Here is a 19,840-nt window from a genome sequence, read left to right on the forward strand (position 1 = left end):
TTTTTTTTGGATAGTATTAAAAATCTATTGGAATTTGTAATTTTACTAGTGTACCTGTAGGTTTATTAGTACTATCGTATTGGTCTATAATTTCTAATTTTATCGGGGTTTCTCTTGTTTTATTTAACAAACTGATTCTTTTAGCATTAGCCTCAGAAGAAAACGATTTTGGTTTAAATGCTTTTCTATTATTTATTTCTTTTGAAAAAACACGACCAACTCCATTATCTTGAATTAAGCATTCTAAAACTTTTAACTCTTCATTTATTCTAAAACTAAGATTTAGTTTCCTATTTTCTTTTCGGTGTAATAATCCGTGTTTTATCGCATTTTCAACATAAGGTTGTATTAAAAACGTTGGAATTTCAACAGTATCTTGATCTAAATTTTCATCTACATCTATTATAAAAGTAAAAGAGTCTTCAAATCGATCTTTTTCTAACTCTAAGTAAAAGTTTAACGCTCCTAATTCTTCTCGAACTGTAATTCTATTTTTCTGACTATGCTCTAAATACATTCGAATTAATCGTGAAAACTTCACTAAATATGTACGTGCTAATTTTTTCTCGTTATTTAGAATATAATCTTGAATGGAATTTAATGCATTGAAAATAAAATGCGGATTCATTTGACTTCTTAAACTCTCTAGTTTTAAGAATATATTTTCTAACTCTTTATTTTGTTTGTCTAGAATTAACTTTTGCTTCTCTTTTAATTGTTTGTTTTTTCTATTAAAATAATACCAAAGAAAAGAAGAGACTGAGAGTGTGATTAATAAAAAGAACCACCATTGTGTGTAAAAAACACCTTTTACTGTAAATCGTAATTCTTGAATATCTGATGTATTTTCACCTTCTTTAGCTTTAAGTTGAAATATATAATTTCCTTGAGCCAGTTTATTATAAACAACCGTATTACTTTGCGATGTTTCTTCTTGCCAAGGAATATCTTCTTTTCGATTTTGTAATAATCTATATTGATAAGAAGTATGTTCTTTTGAAAGAAAACCATTTGTATTAAACGCAATCTCTAACTTATCAACATTACTAGAAATTATGTAATTTTTAGTAATTTCTTTGTTTACATTATCAATTTTAATTCCTTTAAAATAAGGTAAAGGTTTATTTTGTGTATTTAAATTATCAAAAATCTTTTCAGTATTGAACGAAAATAATTCAGTCGTTGTTCCAACATAAACTCTTCCATTAATAATTTCCATTCCTAAGAATTCATAAGATGACACTCCATTATTCTTGGTAAGGTTGCTAAACTTGTTTGTTGTTAAGTTTAGTTTTTGAATTCCTTTATCTCCAGCAAGCCAGATTGAGTTGTTTACACTATCGTACTTTATAAATGAATTAATATTAGAAAGTAATCCATCTTTACAAGTTAATTGCTTATTGATTTTATTCTGTTCAATTTTATAAACTCCTTTTTTAAATGACAAAGCCCAAACTGTATCTTTAGAAGAAGTAATATCTTTAATATAAATAGATTTATCTCCATTTTTAATTTCTTCTCTTATAAAGTTGTTGTTATAAACATGAAAACCTTTTACCGTTCCGAAATAATATTGATTATTATACTTATCTCCGTAACAACTATATGCCCTACCGTATGAAGATTTTGCATCGAATCTAGGTTTAGAAACATCTTTTAAGTTAATTAGCATAGATGTTTTTCCTGTCGCCATTAACAAGGTGTCTTTATTCACAAAAAAATGATCTTTAATAACATGACTCAAATGTTCTCTTATAATATGAACCTTATTATTTTTAAATCTTACCGCATTAAAAGATTCAACACTTTGTAAATAATATAAATCTCTCGATTTCTCGTAAAACATATATTCAATTTCAGAAGAATTTTTGAATTCGATAGTTGTTGTTTTTTGAGTATCTGTATTGAATATGTAAAATTCATTTCCTGTACCTATTAAAAAGATTTCGTTTTCTTTTCCTCTAAATATTTTTCGAATACGATTCGATTCTGGAGCAGTGAAATTTGATTTCAAATCTGGGTTAGGAACCACATATACCCCGTGATTTAGCGTTGTTAACCACAAGTTTCCTTTACTATCTTTTAATGCATCGCTAATTACAGTTCCTTCAAATATTTTCTGTTGTAATTTTAATTTTTGATTAATTAACTTATAAATATATACTCCTTTACTTGTTAGTAAATATATTTCTTCATTAAATACTCTAAGACTATTAATGATAAACTTCTCAGGTATTTCTAATTTTAAAAAGCTAAATTTCTTTTCAAAGTCTGTATCTAAAATATAGAACTCGCTACTTTTATCTTTATGCATAGTAGTAAGTAAATAAGAATCTCCTACTTGTCGTAATGTAGCTCCTCTAACTCTAGTTTCTGCAAAAGTCATTTTTTTTCCTAAATCGGTAAGTGTAAAAGTACTATCAATTCTTACTAAACTCCCTTCTAAAGTAAAGGCATAAATATTATTATCTTTTGAAATAACCTCACTATAAAATCTAGTTCTATCTGTATTATTTTTAAACTCTAGCTTTCCAGTATTCTTATCATAAATCATCAACCTTGAAGAACCTAAGAAAATTATAGTGCTGTTGTGTGCGAAAATTTGAATTACATTACCTCTAAAAAATTCTTTTAACTCTTTAAATAAGTGAACTTTTCCGTTTTTGATATAAAAAATTTGATTTGATAAGTTTGTATACCAAATTATATCATCTCTATCTTTTACTACCGAAAACACAGACAATCCTATTTGATCTGGATGTATGTATTGTTTAAATTGAAATCCATCATACCTATACAAACCTTTATCTGCAGCTAACCAAATAAAACCTTTATCATCTTCTAACAACCTATAAAACTCTTTATCTGGTAAACCTTCTTTTTCAGTTAAGTTTATAGCCATAGGTTGCTGAGCCAAAACAACCGTGGTAAATAAAAAACAGAAAAGAGTAATTATAAATCTCATGTAAATGGGGTATAAGCTATAACTTGCTTTTATGCATAAAAATAAACGAAGTTCATTTAATTTTCACAAATTAGTTTCCAAAATAAACTTATGAGCTTCTAAAAGAAAAAGAGGAAAACCTTTTTTAAGATTTTCCTCTTCCAGTTCGAGGGGAATTCAGAATACTGAATTACGGGGGGAAATAAACAATATTATTTTAATACTGCTCTAATAAATATTTAATTAAATCTGTTGTAGTTACTATTCCAACCAACACATTATTTTCTATTACCGGTAAGGCATGAAACTCTCTTGTTGATAAGATTTCTGCTACTTCCTTAATTGTATCTGTTGAGTTAACCGTAACCACATTTTTAGTCATTACTTGTTCAATTGTAAAAATGCTATTCAATACAATATCAACTTCTGTTTCATATTCTTGAACTGTTTCTGCATAACTTACTCTTAGTAAATCGGTGTGACTTAACATTCCTATAATTTCTTCACCTTGTACAACTGGTATGTGTCTTATTTCGTGAGTTTTAAATAGCTCTTCGGCAGTTGTTAAATCATCAATTGAACTTAGTGTTACTAAATTAGCACTCATTATTTTTGATACAGGTGTTCTTTTTTTCATAATAAATTAATTATTGGATTTATATTTTGATTGTTAAAACTGGTAAGGCTGCATGATTTACAATATCTTCAGCAATACTACCATCTAAAAAATGTTCAATACCATGTTTACCATGTGTTGGCATAATGATTAGATCACTTTGGTTAGCTTGAGCATATTCTAAAATTCCATCTTCAATTTTATAATCAGAAACTTCTACGATTTTAGGCTTGTTTTCAAAACTTTCTCCGACGTTGTATAAGAAACTATCAATGCGTTCTTTCTTTTCTTTTGTCGTTTTAAATTTGGCTCCTGGAGTATTCACGTGAACCAATTCTATTTCACATTTAAAAACTGATAAAATTTCTTTAGCTTGTTTATATGGTTCTACAAAATCATTTGAAAAATCACAGGCAAAAACTACTTTTTTGAATGGTTCTGTGATCGGAAGTCCTTTAATAACCAATACTGGAATTGTAGAGTTTCTTACTACTACTTCTGAATTCGATCCTAAAAACATTTCTTTAAAACCTATAGCTCCTTGTGAAGACATAATGATTAAATCTGCATCTTCTTGTCCTTTTAAATCATGAAAACTGCTAAAGTCTTTGTATGGCTGAATTAATGTTGAAACTGTGACATCTGATAAATATGGTTTATCTAGAAATTCATCGAACTTTTGTCGTGCCAACTTAATTTGGAATACTGCCTGCTCATTGATATATGATGACGAAACTGAAATTAATGCGTTAGATAATTCTAACATATGAACTGCAACTATTTCTGATTTAAATTGCTTTGCAAATGAAGCTGCTGTTCTTAAAGCATTCTCAGAATGTAATGAGAAATCTACTGGTACAATAATTTTTTTCATGATAGAGAGACTTAATAATTAATAGTGTAAAACTACTTTAACTCTCAAATAAAAACTATGATATCAATCAGTTACCCTTTTTTAAAACATGATATAAATCATGTTTTAAAAAAATTATTTGCAAACTGTTCGGTGTTCTACTAAATTACTAACAGAATTTGCTGGTGAGATATAGGGAATATCTAAGGCTAAACCTCGAAGAATAAATAACACACCTATAAGAATTACTGCAAAAGGAACTATTTTTTTAAAATAATTGTAAAACGTGAAATGTGTAAATTTCCCTAAGTATACAATTGAACTCATTAACGGAATTGTACCAACACCAAATAAAAACATATATAAACTTCCGTATAATGCATTATGAGTTGCTATGGCTCCTAAAATAGCCATATAAACTAATCCACAAGGAAGAAAACCATTTAAAAAACCAATAAGGAAAAATGTATTTCTTTTTTTCTCTTTGAGTTCTTTACCTAATTCAGATTTTACTTTGATAACAAACCTGTTTAATGAATTGGTAATTTTTAATCGGTGAATAATTTTGGGGAATAAAATGATTACAATCATTAGAACTCCTGTGAAAATAGATAAATGCTGTTGAAATGTAAATAACTCAAAACCTCTACCTAATAATCCGAATACCAAACCTAACAAAGCATAAGTTGATAGTCTTCCTAAATGGTAACTCATTAACTGAAAAAACTGCGTTACTTGATTTTGCCTATCTAATGGCAACATAAAAGCTATTGGTCCGCACATACCCAAACAGTGTAAACTACCCAACAAACCTAATATGAAAGCAGTGTACAACATTAAAGTGTAAGTTCTTTATGATATAAAAAAGGAGTTCCCTTATAATTAAAATCAACTATAATATTCCAACGTCCCCCAACTAAAAACTTTTCAGGAATATGAAGCTTTTGATTTTTTAAAACTATAGGAAACTCACTATCTAAAGTTTTATCTGAAGGTCTGTATAAGAATACTTTTCCTTTTATAAATTCTGATTGAAATTCTTTTGAAAACAGCAATTCTAAACCTTTCTGATTTGATTGAATAACTATCGCATCTTTTATTGCTAATACATTTTGTTCAGCATTAATATTATCTTGATATTTTAATTCTTTTTGATAATAACTGTCGGTTACCAAATCGTGATTGTATTTGTGGTCTGTTATCATTGTTATAACCATAAACATGATAAATCCAATAAAAACTATAATTGCTATTACTATACCTGTACCCCAATTGAGTTTCATATTCATTTTAATTTAAAGTGTTACCAAAATTTTCTAGGTCCTAAAAAATTTGTTGTGGTAGTTTCTATAAGTTTATCTTTACTGTATACTCCTATTTTGAGTTTCACTCTGTCTTTTTTTAACTGACTTTGATGTAACTCAATAAAAAGAGAACCTTCTGCCATACCTTGTTTAGGTATTGTAAAATCTTGATGTGTTACAATTTCTATTTTCCCTTTATGAGATAATAGTTCGTAATGTATATTGTTAATTTCTTCAGTAGTTTTATTTACAATTTTAAAAGAATACACGTTACTGATAATTCCGTCTGCTTTTCGTTCATATAACTGACCTGGTAATCGAAACACTTTGGCTTCAACATCGTTTCTTAAGAATAACATCCCTGTTAAAACCCCAAATAAGATGACAAGCACTGCTGCGTAACCTTTCATTCTAGCAGTAAACTTAAACGGACTCTTTTTTTCTATGTTTTCAATACTTGCAAAACGAATTAATCCTTTAGGATACCCGATGTTTTCCATCATAGTATCGCACTCATCTATACAAGCGGTACAATTCACACATTCTAGTTGAGTTCCGTTACGAATATCGATTCCTGTAGGACAAACATGAACACATTGCTTACAATCGATACAATCTCCTTTACCAGAAACAATTCTATCTTCTTTTTTATTAAATTTTGCTCTTCCTTTTTCTTTTTCTCCTCGTTTGTAATCGTAAGCAACAACAACCGATTGATTATCTAATAAAACACCTTGTAATCTTCCGTACGGACAAGCGATAATGCATACTTGTTCTCTAAACCAAGCAAAAACAAAGTAAAAAACACCTGTGAAAATTAACAGTACTATAAATGTTGAAACATGATTTGCTGGCCCGTTACTTATATATAATAAAAGTTCATCACTTCCAATAATGTAAGCCAAGAATACATTCGCAATACCAAATGAAATTAAAAAGAATACAAACCATTTTAATACCTTTTTTCTAATTTTTTCAGGATTCCAAGGTTGTTTTGCCAAACGAATTTGTTTTCCTCGATCTCCTTCTATCCAGTATTCTATTTTTCTGAAAACCATTTCTAGGAAAATAGTTTGCGGACAAATCCATCCACAGAAAACTCTTCCAAAAACGACTGTAAACAGAGTTACAAACACAACTCCAATAATCATTGATATGACTACTAAATGAAAATCTTGTGGCCAGAATGGAAATCCGAATACATTAAATTTACGTTCTAGAACATTAAATAATAAAAATTGATTTCCATTGATTTTTATAAATGGTGCAGACAATAGAAAAAGTAACAATGCGTAGCTCACATAACTACGATAATTGTATAGTTTTCCTTTAGGTTGTTTAGGAAACACCCAAGCACGTTTTCCTTCGGAGTCTATGGTACCAATACTATCTCTAAATTTTTCGTTTTTAGGTGTTTCCATTGTCAACTATCAAAACTAATTACTAACTATTCTTTTTATTTTTTGTCACTTCGAGTGCTTTTTTAAACTTTATAGGATAAAGTTAGATAGTGTATCGAGAAGTAATTTCTTTCCAGATGTTCTCGATAGAAATTTCACTCATTATTTTCGTAAAATTCACTCGAACTGACATTAGTTATTCTTCTTTTTTCCAGATTTCTCCTTGAGGTTTCTTTGGTTTAGCTGTTGTATTTCCTTCAATAGAAATAATATAACTCGCTACTTTTTGAATATCTTGAGGTTTTAAAACTCCTTTCCAAGGCACCATTCCTTTTCCTGCTCTACCTCCATTATAAACTGTATTGAAGACATTCTTAAATCCGCCACCTAAAATCCAATATTCATCTGTAAGATTTGGTCCTACACCTCCACCTCCATCAGGAGCATGACATGAAGCACAATTCAGATTAAATACTGCTTTTCCTCTTGCTATTGCTCCATCATCAGTAAGTAATTCTACTTTTTCTATATCAAATAAATTTGGTGTATTTGCTTTGTATTGCTCAATTTCATATTTGGCTTTTGCCATTGCTTTTTCATATTCCATTTCTTGAGAATCTCCTCCTGCAATATGAAAACGAATCAAGTAAATTACTCCGAAAACAATTGTTGCATAGAATAAATACACCCACCATGGCGGAAGCACATTGTCTAATTCTTTTATGCCGTCGTAGTTATGATCTAATACAATTTCTTCCTCCTCTTCTATTGCTTTAGATCTTGTAAACTTTTTAAATACTTTTCTGAACCAAACTTCCCATTCATCTTCTATTTCTTCTGGATTAAAACCTTCTTTTTCTAGTTTTAATTCCTCAGTCATTTTATATACTGTGTAACTAAAGTATTCTTTAACTAAAATGACTAATATTAAGAAGACTAACAGTATCCAAACTAATGGATTTTCGTATAAACTAAATGGATTTTCATATGAAGTAATTGCTTTAACCAAAGCCCAAAAACTTACAAAAACAAATAGTAGGTATATGATCGATTGAAAAACTCTTTTCATGATTTTTCTGTTTAATTATCTAATGGTATGTTACTTACTTTTTTTATGTATGATTTCTTTGCGGTAAAGACCCACCAAAAAAGCAATAGAAAAAAGGTGAAGAATATGCTTAATGAAATCAATGGATAGATTTCTATTCCTGTGATACTCTCTAAATGATTTTTTACAAACTTTAACATGATTCTATTTTTTTGATAATTTGTCTTTTACATCGTTTACTTTAATATCAACTCCTAATCTTTGTAAGTAAGCTATAAGTGCTACAATTTCTCTGTCTTTCATTTCTACAAAAGGAATATCATTTGCTTTTGCATACTTTTTACTTGCATCGTAGTTGCTAGCAAAATCTGGATCTTCATATAAGTTTTCCTGAATTTTCATTCCTTGTTCATTCATACTCTTTTGAGCATTTTTTACATCTTCTTCTGTATAAGGAACTCCTAAAGTGATCATGGCTCGCATTTTCTTCTCTGTTTGCGATTTATCCAGTTTATTTTTAATAATCCATTGGTAAGCTGGCATAATAGATCCTGGTGAAGTACTTTGTGGATCGTACATATGATTAAAGTGCCAACTGTCGTTATACTTTCCTCCTACACGATGTAAATCTGGACCAGTACGTTTACTTCCCCATAAGAAAGGATGATCGTACACAAATTCTCCTGCTTTAGAATATTCTCCATAACGTTCTACTTCACTTCTAAATGGACGAATCATTTGTGAGTGACACGAAACACAACCATTTGAGATATAAATATCTCTACCTTCTAATTCTAATGGAGAATATGGTTTTACAGCTTCGATATACGGAATGTTAGATTCAACCATTAGTGTTGGTACAATTTGTACTACTCCACCGATTAAAATTGCTATGGTTGCATACAATGTTAATTTCACTGGTTTACGCTCTAACCAAGTATGCCATGTTTCTCCTTTTGTTCTATATTTTGAAACTTTCGTTAACGGAGCTGCTTCAGCTAAATCATCAGTTACTTTTTCACCTTGTCTAATCGTTTGCACAATAACGTAAACCATTACAATTGCTCCGATGATGTATAAACTACCTCCGATAGCACGTAGCCAATACATTGGTAAAATCTCTTGAACTGTTTCTAAGAAGTTTGCATAAGTTAATGTTCCATCTGGGTTGAATTGTTTCCACATAAAAGCTTGAACAAAACCTGCAACATACATTGGTAATGTGTAGATAATAATTCCTAAAGTTCCAATCCAAAAATGGAAATTTGCTAAAGCTCTAGAGTATAATTTTGTTTTAAATAATTTAGGAACTAACCAATAAATCATACCAAAAGTCATAAATCCGTTCCACGCTAAAGCTCCTACGTGAACGTGAGCAATAATCCAATCGGTAAAGTGTGCAATTGCATTTACATTTTTTAGTGACAACATTGGTCCTTCAAAAGTTGCCATACCATAACCTGTAATTGCAACGACCATGAATTTTAAAACTGGATCTTGACGAACTTTATCCCAACTACCTCTTAAGGTTAATAATCCGTTGATCATTCCTCCCCAAGATGGAGCAATTAACATGATTGAAAAAACTACTCCTAAATTTTGAGCCCAGTTTGGTAAAGCAGAATATAATAAGTGATGCGGACCTGCCCAGATGTAAATAAAAATTAAAGACCAAAAGTGAATAATCGATAATCGATACGAATACACGGGTCTGTTTGCCGCTTTAGGAATAAAGTAATACATCAATCCTAAAAAAGGAGTTGTTAAGAAAAATGCAACTGCATTATGTCCGTACCACCATTGTACTAAAGCATCTTGAACTCCAGCATAAACAGAATAACTTTTCAATCCACTTACTGGTAATTCTAAACTATTAAAAATATGTAAAACAGCTACAGTAACAAATGTTGCTAGATAAAACCAAATGGCAACATACAAGTGACGTTGACGACGTTTTAAGATCGTCCAAATCATGTTTACACCAAACACAACCCATACTACAGCAATTGCAATATCTATTGGCCATTCTAATTCGGCATATTCTTTAGACGTTGTATATCCTAAAGGAAGTGTAATTGCTGCTGCTACAATAATTAACTGCCATCCCCAGAAATTAATGTTACTTAACAGATCGCTTGCCATTCTCGTTTTTAACAAACGTTGAAGAGAATAATACACACCTGCATAAATTGCATTTCCTACGAAAGCAAAAATCACTGCATTAGTATGTAACGGTCTTAAACGACCAAAACTAAGCCATGAAATCCCATCAGTTATATTTGGGAATAAAAACATAAAAGCTAAGAGAAGCCCTACTGAAAAACCTACGATTCCCCATAATAAGGTAGCGTAAATAAATTTTTTTACGATTTTATTATCGTAATAAAATTGTTGCATTTCCATAATTTAAATTGAATTAAAAATCTATTCTTTATTTGTATTCTTAGTTACTAACTCGTCGTCAAATAACATTCTAACTGAAGGAGTGTAGGTATCGTCATATTGTCCCTTTTTAACGGAAATTATAAATGCAATAAAAAAGACTATTGCTACTGACACACTTACTGCCAGCAATACATAAATTACCCCCATCTTGTTAGTTTATTAATTATATTTCAAAAGTAGTTTTGGAAAGATTTTTATACTATGACATTGGTCATGTTTGACTTTTATTCTTTAATGATGTTAAGAGCTTAACATCATTAAAGAGATGTCAGTTCGAGTGATCTCGATGCTAACCGAGATTGTATCGAAAACTAGCTTTTACTGATATTTATATTTCCTCTCCTTTGTCTTGATACAAAGAAGCAAAAATCAAGACAGGAATGATAAGAATTTAAAAAATACTACGGCATCTCCAGCCACAGATGAAAAGAACTCGCTAACGCTCAAACAACTTTTTATCTTACGGCCAACGCTACTACCTTGATTTTTGAAAATTCTTATCAATAGGTCATCTTTTTAGCGTTATGGCATTACAGTCGTTTCACAAAATTTTGTCTAGTGTCTTGAATTGACAATTTTGATAATTTAAAGTTTCGATATCGAATGCACGTTAAACTATATTGTCATTGAGAACAACTTTGTTTCAGGTTTCTTTCGTTGTAATCGTACATCAAAAGCCATACAAATATTTCTAATAAATGGTCGAGCTTCTTGAGCTACATTCAATGAATTACTATCAATTACTATTAAATTATCTGAAGCAATTTCTTCTAATAATTCTATTGATTTAGGTAAAGCTTCAAAATGCATTTTTTTTGGTTTCCAATTGGTAGAAAAATGACACATAATATTTAAAATGTGTTTTCGAATCACTAAATCTTCATCAGTTAAAATATGACCTCTAAATACCGGGATTTCACCATTATTAACTAATGCTTGATATTCTTTTACGGTTTTTACATTTTGTGCAAATCCGTACCAAGAATCACTAATTGCCGACATTCCTAAGCCGATCATAAGTTTGGTTTTACTCGATGTATATCCCATAAAATTTCTATGGAGTTTTTGTGATGTTGTCGCTTTAAACAAACTGTCGGAAGGTAAAGCAAAATGATCCATTCCTATTTCATGATATCCAATATTGGTTAGCATTTCTTTTCCTAATTCATACAAAGCTCTTTTCTCGTCTGACTTAGGTAAATGTTCTTCACTAAAACCACGCTGACCAACTCCTTTTACCCAAGGCACATGCGCATAACTATAAAATGAAATTCGATCTGGAAGCAATTCTTTTGTCTTTAAAATTGTGTTGGTAATACTTTCTTTAGTTTGAAACGGTAATCCAAAAATTAAATCGTGACTCACAGATGTATATCCGATTTCACGAGCCCATTTTGTAACTTGTTTTACGTTTTCGAAAGATTGAATTCTATGAATTGCTTTCTGAACAGTACTATCATAATCTTGAATACCAAAACTTACACGTGTAAATCCGAGATTATATAAAGTTTCTAATTGTTCTTTTGTTGTATTATTCGGATGACCTTCAAAACTAAACTCAAAGTCAGGGTGTTTTTGACTTCCTTCTAAAATTGAATTAATCAATTCTTTTAATTGTTCCGAAGCAAAAAAAGTCGGTGTTCCTCCACCTAAATGAATTTCTTTGATTACAGGAACTTGAGTCATTTTTTCTCTATATAATTCCCATTCTTTAATTAAAGTTTTGATATATGGAACTTCAACTTCATGACGTTTTGTAATGTGTTTATGACAAGCACAAAATGTGCATAAACTTTCGCAAAAAGGTAAATGTATGTATAAACTTATTCCTTCTGCCTGGTTACTTTCTTCAAATGATTTTTTAAAACTTTTGAGCCATTTTTCTTTTGAAAACGTAGTTTCATCCCAATATGGAACAGTTGGATAACTCGTATATCTTGGACCTGGAATATTATATTTTTGAATTAGTGATTTCATGTTATAGTTTTTTTCCTAAAATATTAGTTGCTATAGTGGTAAACACCACTATACTTATTGAACTTAAAGGCATTAAAATTGCAGCAATTACAGGAGATAATTGCCCGGTTACAGCGAAATACAATCCGACACTATTATATACCAGAGAGATGATAAAACAGTATTGGATAATACGCATCGTTTGTTTTGTAGCTCTTATAAATTTTGGTAGTTTTTCAAACTGATTTGCATCTAAAATTGCATCACAAGCTGGTGAAAACACATTAATATCTTCAGAGACTGCAATACCAACTTCACTTTGCATTAAAGCTCCGGCATCATTTAATCCGTCTCCAATCATCGCCACATTTTTATGCTTCTTTTGAAGTTGAGAAACATAGTCTAATTTATCTTCTGGTTTTTGATTGAATAATAATGTCGTGTTCTCTGGTAATCTTTTTTTCAAATACACTTTTTCTCCTTCATTATCTCCTGAAACAACAGAAAGATCATATGCTGAAAACGTTTGAAATACTTCATCTACATGTTTACGATAAGTATTTTTTAATGTGAACTTCCCTTTATAATTATTCTGAATACTTACATGTACAGAAGTATCTGAACTAAATTGTTCCTTTTCATTTTTCACAAAAGAAGCAGATCCAACTTTAACATCAACAGTAGCTACAGTTGCTTGTAATCCTTTTCCTGTATGTTCAAAAACCTGACTCTCTTTCTCCAAAGGAATGTTCGTCATAGTTTCATAAATTGTTCTACTTAAAGGATGATTCGAAGCTCGTAATGTTGCTTTTAAAGCTTTTTCTTCATTAAAACTTAAGACAGAACCTGTGTATTTTACTTCACTATTTGCTCTAGTTGTTAGGGTTCCTGTTTTATCGAAAACCAATGCGTCTACTTTTGCTAACTGCTCTATAACTGTAGCGTTTTTTAAATAGAATTTTTGCTTACCAAAAATTCGTAACATATTACCTAAAGTAAAAGGAGCTGCTAACGCAATTGCACACGGGCAAGCGATAATAAGTACAGCTGTAAAAACATTTAAAACTTTAGTTGCATCTGTGAAAAACCAAAACACACTTGCTAGAACAGCAATGGTAAGAATAGCAATGGTGAAGTTTTTGCTTATTTTATTGGTAATGGTTGTAAACTTGCTGGTTTTATCTTTTTCGAAAACGGCGTTACTCCACAATTGCGTTAAATAACTTTGTTCTACAGAATTGATTGCCTCAATTTCTATAGCTCCTGACAATTGTTTTCCTCCAGCAAATAATTTATCTCCTGATTTCTTCTGAACCGGATTTGCTTCACCCGTAACAAAACTGTAATCAATTTGAGCATTTCCATTGATTAGAATTCCATCTACTGGTATTAATTCTTGATTACGAATTAAAATACGATCTCCTTTTTCAATCTTATAAATCTGAATAGTTTCTTCATTTCCGTTTTTATTCACTTTCGTGACAGCAATCGGAAAATAAGATTTATAATCACGCTCAAACGATAAGTAATTATATGTTTTTTGTTGAAAGAATTTTCCTAGTAACAAAAAGAAAACCAATCCCGTTAAACTATCGAAAAAACCACTTCCTAAATCTAATAACACCTCAACAATACTTCTGATAAAAAGCACTAAAATTCCTAATGCGATAGGAACATCGATATTCAATAATTTAGATCGCAACCCTTTATAAGCAGAGATCAGATAATCTTGCGCTGCATACACAACTACAGGAATAGAAAAAGCAAACATCAACCAACGAAATGTATGTTTATACTTTTCTAGCCAAAATTCATTCACTTCAAAATATTCTGGAAAAGAAAGCAACATTACATTTCCGAAAGCAAAACCAGCCAAACCTAATTTATAAATTAAACTACGATCGACATTTTTACTTCCTGATTCATAATCTTCTAAAGAAATATAAGGTTCGTAACCAATGGAACTCAGCAATAACACTATTTCCTTGAGACTAATTTGATCAACTTTGTATGTAATACGTACACTCTTTTTAGGAAAATTAACTTGTGTAGTTACGATTCCTTTTTGAAGTTTCTGAAGGTTTTCTAACACCCAAATACATGAACTACAATGAATATGCGGAATGTATACATCTACAATCTGAACATTTTCGTCGTTAAATGAAAGTAATTTTTGAATGATACTTTCATCATCTAAATAATCGTATTTACCTTGAATATCTAATGGTGTTGCTCCCGGACTTTCTTGTAGATCGTAATAGCATGTTAAATCGTTTAGTGAAAAAATCTCGTAAACTGTTTTACATCCATTGCAACAAAACGATTTATCATCAAATTCTATTTTTTGATGCTCATTACATTCATCTCCACAGTGATAACATGTTGTTTTCATATACACGATTTACGTAAAGCAAATTTCTGTATGAAAAGAAAAGTAAACTATGATATTAATCAGTTCTGATCTTATAAAATGAAGCGATCTGACCAGTTTTGTTGTAATACTGGTTCTAATTTTTCTAAAGGAATTTCAATAGAATATGTTCCCACAAATGAAGGACACATAATACAATCGTTGAAGTAAAAAATGATGCGATTATCGTTAACTACAAAATCGTTTTTAGCAACTTCAAAATCATCTAAACTTACTTCGAAACATTCATAAAATAAATCTCCTTTAGCGATTTGTGTTCTAATTTCTGAATTTAAAATTTGATGAACTTCTGATAAACTTCCAGGTAAAAAGTAATCTTCAAAGTGAAGAAGCTTTCCTTTTATTTTATCAAAATTTACTGTTTTAAAAGTGTAGTAAGCTGCTTTAGTTTGTGCGTAATGATTTTCTAAATAAAAGAGTACACTTATGTGCGTTTCTTTTTGTTGATAAATCTTGTATTCTCCTATTCTGTGTTCTCGAATTGGATTTTTCTGTAGTGTATCACATAAGAGTTCTTGACTTTCTAAAACATCTTGTTCTATTCTTGAAAGTTGTATTAATTCATTCTCTACAAAATCATTAAAAAGTTCAAATTTCGGATTGTAATTTTCATCTAACTGTGGATAACAGAAATCAATTATATAATTATCTGTTTCTTTATACAGCTGTTTGTGTACGACATAATCTTTAATGAAGTTACTATCATCTTCATCTGATTTTATAGAATTAATTTTTACATTTTGCTGTAACTCTTCTGTATTAAGTTGAATGGTAACAGAATCATTAACAATTAATGAATCCTTACTACTAATTTCAGCAGTAATATGAGTTGGCTCTTTATCTAACTTACAACCAATAATTACTAATACTACTATTAAAAAAGATATAATTCTCATAATCGACATATTTAATTATGATAAAAGTATGTATCGTAGTACTTCTAAAAAATGATAAAAATCATTCTACTAATTTTAAGGCTTCCATATCTACAATTTTAATATTTCTGCCTTCAATTTCTATAATTCCATTCTTTTTAAGTTTAGAAATACTTCGGATTAAAGTTTCGGTAGCAATACCTGCAACACTAGCTAAATCGTGTCGTGCTATTCTAATAATATCATCTGGATTTCTATTCATGCGTTCAGCAAATTTTAGTAGTGTTGCTGCTGTTTTTTTATGAACAGAATTATAGGCCATATCTAATAGTTGTTCTTTTACGTCTTTTAAATTATCAGCTAAAAGATCAACTAAATCTAATACAACTTTATGATTTTTATGTAAAACTGAAATCAACTCCGATTTGTGAATCCCTACAAGTTCTGTTGCTTCCATAGTAACTGCTGTTTCTTGATAAGGAATATTTTGAGAGAAAGAAGTATACCCGAATAAATCGTCTTCTTTATATAACGAAGTTGTTAACACTTTACCTTGTTCATTAAGCTTAGAACATTTCACTCCACCTTTAGTAACTAAATAAATATAATTAGAGTTATCGCCTTCTTCATAAACTTTTTCTTCTCCTTGAAAAGAAAAAACAGTTCCGTTATCATCAAAGAAATTTTTAAGATCATTTAAATCTCTAAGTTCATTTTCATTCGGAATTTCTTCAACAACTGTTTTCTGTTCTTTTAAAATTGAAGACTTTGCCAATCTACTTTCAATTGCGCTAATTAATTCTTCTTCTGTAAAAGGTTTTGTGATATAATCGTCGGCTCCAAGATTCATTCCTTTGCGCACGTCACTTCGTTCTGTTTTTGCTGATAAAAAGATAAAAGGAGTAAATTGTGTTTTCGGATTTTTAGATAAAATTTCTAACACACCATAACCATCAATTTCAGGCATCATAATATCACAAACGATTAAATCTGGTAATTCGCTCAATGCTTTTTCTATACCAACTTTACCATTTTCAGCCATAATTACTTCATAGTAATCGGTTAACTCTAGTAATTCTGCTGTGTTTTCTCTTAATGTAATATCGTCTTCAATTAATAGAATTTTTCTCATAATTCAGCTTTGTTTGGTATCGTGACTATAAATGTTGAACCTACATTTTCTTTACTCGTAAAAGTAATGGTTCCTCCTAAGTTTTCTAAATGACTTTTTACAATATTTAAACCAATTCCTGTTCCTTCATTAAGCAATACATTTTCGGCTCTAAAATAACGTTGGAATATATTTTTTTGATCTTTCTCTGGAATTCCAAATCCTTGATCTTCTACTTGTACCGTAGTTTCTGAATGATTTTGTCGTACCGAAATTGTTATGGTTGTATTTTCTGGAGAATATTTTACAGCATTACTTAAAAGATTAAGAAAAGTAAGTTCCATAATCTTTTCATCTTGATGAATTATAATGTCTTCCATATCTGAATTACACACAATTTCCTGACCTTTTTTAAATAATAAACTAGCTCCGCTAATCGCTTCTTTTATCGTTCTTTTAATCTGAAAAGAAGTCAAATTGTATTTAATCTCTCCTTTTTCTAGTTTTTCAACAGATAAGAAATCATTTAGAATGTTATTTAAATAATGAACTTTGTTCTTTATAATCGATAAATGTTTTTCTCTTTTTTCTTGTTGTTCGGTTAATTTGTATTTCGACAACAACATCGTAGATGTTAAAATTCCGCTTAATGGCGTTTTAAATTCATGCGATACTAATGACAAAAACTTTGTTTTTAATTCATTTAATTCTCGTTCTTTCTTTAACGCCACTTTCGCCTTTTTCTCTGCAACTATTCTTTTCTTATTTTCTTCATCTAACTGCTGATTCATCTTTTCTAATTCATCTACAGTTTCACTTAAACTTTTGGTTCTTTCTCTTACCTTATTTTCTAGTTTGGTATTTAATTCTAGTATTTCTAATTCTTGATGTTTTCTCAAAGAAATATCTACAACTAAAGCCATTGTATACATTTCTCCTTGCATTTCAAACGGATTTAAACCTACTTCTATAGGAAATACACTTCCGTTTTTATGTGCAGCATACAAATCTCTTCCATGTCCCATTTGTCTTTTCTGCTGTACTTTTAAAAATGAATTAAAATGTGAATCGTGAGTTCCTTTATATTTTTGAGGAATTAATGTTTTTAATTGTTGATTTAACAATTCATCTTTGTTGTAACCAAACATTGCTTCAGCTGATGAGTTTACAACCATGATTTCTTGATTCTTATCTACAACAACTATACCTTCTGAAACAGCTTCAAAAAGAGTATCAAAAATTATTCTTTCTTCCTTGTCGAACATTCAATTAGAAATTTGATATAAAGATATATTTTATTAAAAAGAGTATAGCTGATATTTATCATTTCTAACTTCATTTGTTCATTTTATTTTTGTTCTGAATCGTATTTAGAATGAAAACACAAAAACTGAACATCAAGTTTTATCAGAATATTGCCAAAGTTTTTTATGCAGTTGCGAAGTCTGACAACAGTATTAATATGCATGAAATAAAAGCATTAAAACAAGTTGTAAAAGACAAATGGCTAATGATTGATGAAACTTTTGATATGTTTGGTACAGATACGGCTTATCAAATAGAAGTTGTATTTGATTGGTTATACAGTAAAAATGCAACTACCGAAGATTGTTTTACCGACTTTTTAGAATACTACAACAACTATTATTATTTCTTTACTCGAGAAATTAAGCAGTTGATTATAGAAACCTCGTATCGTATTGCTGAAGCTTTTAAAGGAAAAAATAAGGCTGAGCTTTTGATTTTAGAAAAACTAGAACATGAATTAACTCGATTAGTTTCTTAAGTTATTGTGATATAGAAAACTTACGTTCTAAAATTGGTTTTGTTTTCTTTTTTGTGACATCTCTATCGAATAAACGTTCTAGATTATTTCCTGAAACATCTTCGATTATTTTATCACATTTTAAAATATAATCACCTTTATTCCAAAAAGTATTTGGAGTAAATTCAATTACGCTTTCATTGGTTTTGATTTTAAAACTTCCTGAAATTACTTGTCCATTTATATTGACAATTTGTAAGCTATTATGTAAACTTCCGAAATCTAAATTATCATTTAATTGAATTACTAAAGGCTGATTTGTATTTGACTTTGGAAAAACAAATTCCCATTTTTTTATACTTGGCTGAATTCTATCTGGACCAATAACATGAAAACTATGTTCAAATGTTTTTCCCATAGCAACACCTTCTGTATCTTTTAATTTTTCATCAATCTGTAAGGTATACGATACTCCTGCATTTAAAACTTCTCCCAAATGTTTATTCGGACCTAAATCCCTTTTTTGCCTTCCAGGTTCAATCCATAAGGTTAATAATTTTCCATCGTTAGATAACAAAGCGTTTTCTAAAGGCAGCAAAGCTCGATCTACTTTTTCTTTTGTTTTATTATTTATCAGCGTAATATGATTATAAATATTAGCTGGATTTACTGGTTTTGAAAAGGCAACATACCATTTTAAAAAATTGGAAGGTAATTTTGATGTATTCGGATAAATTGCTGCTACATTTAATTTTTTATAATCTGTTTTTAATGGAATTAAAAACTCAAAAAAAGAATCGTTTACAATAGCTGTATATGCTGTATTTAATTGAAAAGGTAATACCGGAGTAAAAGATAAACTAGATGCATCTTTAAAAAGATCTCCTAAAATAGCTTCCTTATTTGCTAATTGCTCGTGTGAAGTAAATGAACCTTTATACACTTTTATTTCTTGTATATTTTCACTTGTTTTTACTTCAATAAACTCTTGTGAAAAAGAAAACTTTGGAGATTGAGAAAACACCTCCAAAGTCATCAATAATACTATTGTAAAAATTCCTGATCGTATCAAATTGAACTCTAATTATATGA

17 protein-coding genes are annotated in these 19,840 nt (G+C 29.8%); 1 reads left to right on the forward strand and 16 read right to left on the reverse strand.

The genetic code is table 11. The features are described 5' to 3' along the window. Positions 1-16: 16 nt before the first annotated feature. From Q1A46_RS15065 to Q1A46_RS15135, 15 genes are all read right to left on the reverse strand, one after another. Positions 17-2,965, reverse strand: coding sequence for a histidine kinase (locus Q1A46_RS15065; RefSeq protein WP_299680492.1), 2,949 nt, complete (start codon positions 2,963-2,965; stop codon positions 17-19). 196 nt (positions 2,966-3,161) lie between these two features. Continuing rightward, positions 3,162-3,581 (reverse strand): CBS domain-containing protein, encoded by a 420-nt coding sequence (locus Q1A46_RS15070; protein WP_299680495.1) that lies wholly within the window; start codon positions 3,579-3,581, stop codon positions 3,162-3,164. A gap of 19 nt (positions 3,582-3,600) precedes the next feature. Next, positions 3,601-4,434: a universal stress protein gene (locus tag Q1A46_RS15075; RefSeq protein WP_299680497.1), complete on the reverse strand. Its 834-nt coding sequence runs from the start codon at positions 4,432-4,434 to the stop codon at positions 3,601-3,603. Positions 4,435-4,548: 114 nt separating this feature from the next. Further along, positions 4,549-5,250 carry a sulfite exporter TauE/SafE family protein gene (locus tag Q1A46_RS15080; RefSeq protein WP_299680499.1) on the reverse strand — a complete coding sequence of 234 codons (702 nt, stop codon included), beginning with the start codon at positions 5,248-5,250 and terminating at the stop codon, positions 4,549-4,551. After that, the gene (locus Q1A46_RS15085; protein ID WP_299680502.1) at positions 5,250-5,696 is read right to left on the reverse strand and encodes a FixH family protein; all 447 of its coding nucleotides are present in this window, start codon (positions 5,694-5,696) and stop codon (positions 5,250-5,252) included. Before Q1A46_RS15085 ends, Q1A46_RS15080 begins: the two co-directional genes overlap by 1 nt. A 20-nt stretch (positions 5,697-5,716) precedes the next feature. Next, positions 5,717-7,138: a cytochrome c oxidase accessory protein CcoG gene (ccoG, locus tag Q1A46_RS15090; RefSeq protein ID WP_299680505.1), complete on the reverse strand. Its 1,422-nt coding sequence runs from the start codon at positions 7,136-7,138 to the stop codon at positions 5,717-5,719. A 175-nt stretch (positions 7,139-7,313) separates the two neighbouring features. Further along, positions 7,314-8,186 carry a cbb3-type cytochrome c oxidase N-terminal domain-containing protein gene (locus Q1A46_RS15095; RefSeq protein WP_299680508.1) on the reverse strand — a complete coding sequence of 291 codons (873 nt, stop codon included), beginning with the start codon at positions 8,184-8,186 and terminating at the stop codon, positions 7,314-7,316. Between the two features lie 11 nt (positions 8,187-8,197). Next, positions 8,198-8,365 carry a cytochrome C oxidase subunit IV gene (locus Q1A46_RS15100; protein ID WP_075340982.1) on the reverse strand — a complete coding sequence of 56 codons (168 nt, stop codon included), beginning with the start codon at positions 8,363-8,365 and terminating at the stop codon, positions 8,198-8,200. Positions 8,366-8,369: 4 nt separating this feature from the next. Continuing rightward, positions 8,370-10,568 carry a cytochrome-c oxidase, cbb3-type subunit I gene (ccoN, locus tag Q1A46_RS15105; RefSeq protein WP_299680513.1) on the reverse strand — a complete coding sequence of 733 codons (2,199 nt, stop codon included), beginning with the start codon at positions 10,566-10,568 and terminating at the stop codon, positions 8,370-8,372. Positions 10,569-10,589: 21 nt separating this feature from the next. After that, on the reverse strand, positions 10,590-10,757 hold the full coding sequence (gene ccoS / locus Q1A46_RS15110) for a cbb3-type cytochrome oxidase assembly protein CcoS (protein ID WP_095069516.1): 168 nt from the start codon (positions 10,755-10,757) through the stop codon (positions 10,590-10,592). Between the two features lie 468 nt (positions 10,758-11,225). After that, positions 11,226-12,587 carry an oxygen-independent coproporphyrinogen III oxidase gene (gene hemN / locus Q1A46_RS15115; RefSeq protein ID WP_299680516.1) on the reverse strand — a complete coding sequence of 454 codons (1,362 nt, stop codon included), beginning with the start codon at positions 12,585-12,587 and terminating at the stop codon, positions 11,226-11,228. Position 12,588: 1 nt separating this feature from the next. After that, a complete protein-coding gene (locus tag Q1A46_RS15120) occupies positions 12,589-14,958 on the reverse strand; it encodes a heavy metal translocating P-type ATPase metal-binding domain-containing protein (RefSeq protein WP_299680519.1) in 2,370 nt (789 codons plus the stop codon). A gap of 71 nt (positions 14,959-15,029) precedes the next feature. Then, a complete protein-coding gene (locus Q1A46_RS15125) occupies positions 15,030-15,893 on the reverse strand; it encodes an RsiV family protein (protein WP_299680522.1) in 864 nt (287 codons plus the stop codon). A gap of 61 nt (positions 15,894-15,954) precedes the next feature. Beyond that, the gene (locus tag Q1A46_RS15130; protein ID WP_299680525.1) at positions 15,955-17,004 is read right to left on the reverse strand and encodes a response regulator; all 1,050 of its coding nucleotides are present in this window, start codon (positions 17,002-17,004) and stop codon (positions 15,955-15,957) included. Further along, a complete protein-coding gene (locus Q1A46_RS15135) occupies positions 17,001-18,248 on the reverse strand; it encodes an ATP-binding protein (protein ID WP_299680528.1) in 1,248 nt (415 codons plus the stop codon). The genes Q1A46_RS15130 and Q1A46_RS15135 overlap by 4 nt, the downstream gene beginning before the upstream one ends. 110 nt (positions 18,249-18,358) lie before the next feature. On the opposite strand from Q1A46_RS15135, the gene Q1A46_RS15140 reads away from it, so the two are divergent. Next, positions 18,359-18,769: a hypothetical protein gene (locus tag Q1A46_RS15140; RefSeq protein ID WP_299680531.1), complete on the forward strand. Its 411-nt coding sequence runs from the start codon at positions 18,359-18,361 to the stop codon at positions 18,767-18,769. A gap of 1 nt (position 18,770) precedes the next feature. Here the strand turns inward: Q1A46_RS15140 and Q1A46_RS15145 are convergent, their stop codons facing one another. Then, positions 18,771-19,820, reverse strand: a complete 1,050-nt coding sequence (locus Q1A46_RS15145) for a hypothetical protein (RefSeq protein WP_299680534.1) — start codon at positions 19,818-19,820, stop codon at positions 18,771-18,773. Between the last annotated feature and the right edge of the window lie 20 nt (positions 19,821-19,840).

Origin of the sequence: uncultured Tenacibaculum sp., assembly GCF_947502995.1 — a bacterium.
Taxonomy (GTDB): Bacteria; Bacteroidota; Bacteroidia; order Flavobacteriales; family Flavobacteriaceae; genus Polaribacter.